The sequence below is a fragment of the Pseudomonas sp. D4002 genome (assembly GCF_013385665.1).
GTDB lineage: Bacteria > Pseudomonadota > Gammaproteobacteria > Pseudomonadales > Pseudomonadaceae > Aquipseudomonas.
Genome location: NZ_JACAPN010000052.1, coordinates 2215 through 5639 on the forward strand (window position 1 = coordinate 2215; position 3425 = coordinate 5639).

The 3425-nt window shown below is 50.8% G+C and carries 2 rRNA genes; both read left to right on the forward strand.

Features of this window, described 5'->3' with window-relative positions:
* Positions 1-174 precede the first annotated feature (174 nt).
* Positions 175-3068: ribosomal RNA gene (locus HX824_RS30255) — 23S ribosomal RNA — on the forward strand.
* Between the two features lie 153 nt (positions 3069-3221).
* A 5S ribosomal RNA gene (rrf, locus tag HX824_RS30260) occupies positions 3222-3337 on the forward strand.
* Positions 3338-3425: the final 88 nt, after the last annotated feature.

A 3425-nucleotide genomic window follows, 5' to 3' on the forward strand; every position in this document is an offset into this window, starting at 1 on the left:
TTGATTTCTAGTCTTTGATTAGATCGTTCTTTAAAAATTTGGGTATGTGATAGAAAGATAGACTGAACGTTACTTTCACTGGTAACGGATCAGGCTAAGGTAAAATTTGTAAGTAATTGCGAATTTTCGGCGAATGTCGTCTTCACAGTATAACCAGATTGCTTGGGGTTATATGGTCAAGTGAAGAAGCGCATACGGTGGATGCCTTGGCAGTCAGAGGCGATGAAAGACGTGGTAGCCTGCGAAAAGCTTCGGGGAGTCGGCAAACAGACTTTGATCCGGAGATGTCTGAATGGGGGAACCCAACCATCATAAGATGGTTACCTTACACTGAATACATAGGTGTATGGAGCGAACCAGGGGAACTGAAACATCTAAGTACCCTGAGGAAAAGAAATCAACCGAGATTCCCTTAGTAGTGGCGAGCGAACGGGGACTAGCCCTTAAGTGGCTTTGAGATTAGCGGAACGCTCTGGAAAGTGCGGCCATAGTGGGTGATAGCCCTGTACGCGAAAATCTCTTAGTCATGAAATCGAGTAGGACGGAGCACGAGAAACTTTGTCTGAATATGGGGGGACCATCCTCCAAGGCTAAATACTACTGACTGACCGATAGTGAACTAGTACCGTGAGGGAAAGGCGAAAAGAACCCCGGAGAGGGGAGTGAAATAGATCCTGAAACCGTATGCGTACAAGCAGTGGGAGCAGACTTTGTTCTGTGACTGCGTACCTTTTGTATAATGGGTCAGCGACTTATTTTCAGTGGCGAGCTTAACCGAATAGGGGAGGCGTAGCGAAAGCGAGTCTTAATAGGGCGTCTAGTCGCTGGGAATAGACCCGAAACCGGGCGATCTATCCATGGGCAGGTTGAAGGTTGGGTAACACTAACTGGAGGACCGAACCGACTACCGTTGAAAAGTTAGCGGATGACCTGTGGATCGGAGTGAAAGGCTAATCAAGCTCGGAGATAGCTGGTTCTCCTCGAAAGCTATTTAGGTAGCGCCTCATGTATCACTGTAGGGGGTAGAGCACTGTTTCGGCTAGGGGGTCATCCCGACTTACCAAACCGATGCAAACTCCGAATACCTACAAGTGCCGAGCATGGGAGACACACGGCGGGTGCTAACGTCCGTCGTGAAAAGGGAAACAACCCAGACCGTCAGCTAAGGTCCCAAAGTTATGGTTAAGTGGGAAACGATGTGGGAAGGCTTAGACAGCTAGGAGGTTGGCTTAGAAGCAGCCACCCTTTAAAGAAAGCGTAATAGCTCACTAGTCGAGTCGGCCTGCGCGGAAGATGTAACGGGGCTCAAACCATACACCGAAGCTACGGGTATCACCTTCGGGTGATGCGGTAGAGGAGCGTTCTGTAAGCCTGTGAAGGTGAGTTGAGAAGCTTGCTGGAGGTATCAGAAGTGCGAATGCTGACATGAGTAACGATAATGGGTGTGAAAAACACCCACGCCGAAAGACCAAGGTTTCCTGCGCAACGTTAATCGACGCAGGGTTAGTCGGTCCCTAAGGCGAGGCTGAAAAGCGTAGTCGATGGAAAACAGGTTAATATTCCTGTACTTCTGGTTATTGCGATGGAGGGACGGAGAAGGCTAGGCCAGCTTGGCGTTGGTTGTCCAAGTTTAAGGTGGTAGGCTGGAATCTTAGGTAAATCCGGGATTCTAAGGCCGAGAGCTGATGACGAGTCATCTTTTAGATGACGAAGTGGTTGATGCCATGCTTCCAAGAAAAGCTTCTAAGCTTCAGGTAACCAGGAACCGTACCCCAAACCGACACAGGTGGTTGGGTAGAGAATACCAAGGCGCTTGAGAGAACTCGGGTGAAGGAACTAGGCAAAATGGCACCGTAACTTCGGGAGAAGGTGCGCCGGTGAGGGTGAAGGACTTGCTCCGTAAGCTCATGCCGGTCGAAGATACCAGGCCGCTGCGACTGTTTATTAAAAACACAGCACTCTGCAAACACGAAAGTGGACGTATAGGGTGTGACGCCTGCCCGGTGCCGGAAGGTTAATTGATGGGGTTAGCTAACGCGAAGCTCTTGATCGAAGCCCCGGTAAACGGCGGCCGTAACTATAACGGTCCTAAGGTAGCGAAATTCCTTGTCGGGTAAGTTCCGACCTGCACGAATGGCGTAACGATGGCGGCGCTGTCTCCACCCGAGACTCAGTGAAATTGAAATCGCTGTGAAGATGCAGTGTATCCGCGGCTAGACGGAAAGACCCCGTGAACCTTTACTATAGCTTTGCACTGGACTTTGAATTTGCTTGTGTAGGATAGGTGGGAGGCTTTGAAGCGTGGACGCCAGTTCGCGTGGAGCCAACCTTGAAATACCACCCTGGCAACTTTGAGGTTCTAACTCAGGTCCGTTATCCGGATCGAGGACAGTGTATGGTGGGTAGTTTGACTGGGGCGGTCTCCTCCTAAAGAGTAACGGAGGAGTACGAAGGTGCGCTCAGACCGGTCGGAAATCGGTCGTAGAGTATAAAGGCAAAAGCGCGCTTGACTGCGAGACAGACACGTCGAGCAGGTACGAAAGTAGGTCTTAGTGATCCGGTGGTTCTGTATGGAAGGGCCATCGCTCAACGGATAAAAGGTACTCCGGGGATAACAGGCTGATACCGCCCAAGAGTTCATATCGACGGCGGTGTTTGGCACCTCGATGTCGGCTCATCACATCCTGGGGCTGAAGCCGGTCCCAAGGGTATGGCTGTTCGCCATTTAAAGTGGTACGCGAGCTGGGTTTAGAACGTCGTGAGACAGTTCGGTCCCTATCTGCCGTGGACGTTTGAGATTTGAGAGGGGCTGCTCCTAGTACGAGAGGACCGGAGTGGACGAACCTCTGGTGTTCCGGTTGTCACGCCAGTGGCATTGCCGGGTAGCTATGTTCGGAATAGATAACCGCTGAAAGCATCTAAGCGGGAAACTAGCCTCAAGATGAGATCTCACTGGAACCTTGAGTTCCCTGAAGGGCCGTCGAAGACTACGACGTTGATAGGTTGGGTGTGTAAGCGCTGTGAGGCGTTGAGCTAACCAATACTAATTGCCCGTGAGGCTTGACCATATAACACCCAAGCAATTTGCGTCGAAGAGACCAGATTGCGGTGTGTGAAGACGAAACGAACCGAAAGTTCGAGATCTTGCAAAACACCGAAAGCTATCACATACCCAATTTGCTGAAGCGAGGCCAACTGGCCACGACTCAGTACCCGAATTTCTTGACGACCATAGAGCATTGGAACCACCTGATCCCATCCCGAACTCAGCAGTGAAACGATGCATCGCCGATGGTAGTGTGGGGTTTCCCCATGTGAGAGTAGGTCATCGTCAAGATTAAATTCCAGAACCCCTGATTGCTTATGCAGTCAGGGGTTTTGTTTTGCGCGGTCGGAAAGTATGGCGAGCTTGCTGGCGAAAAACT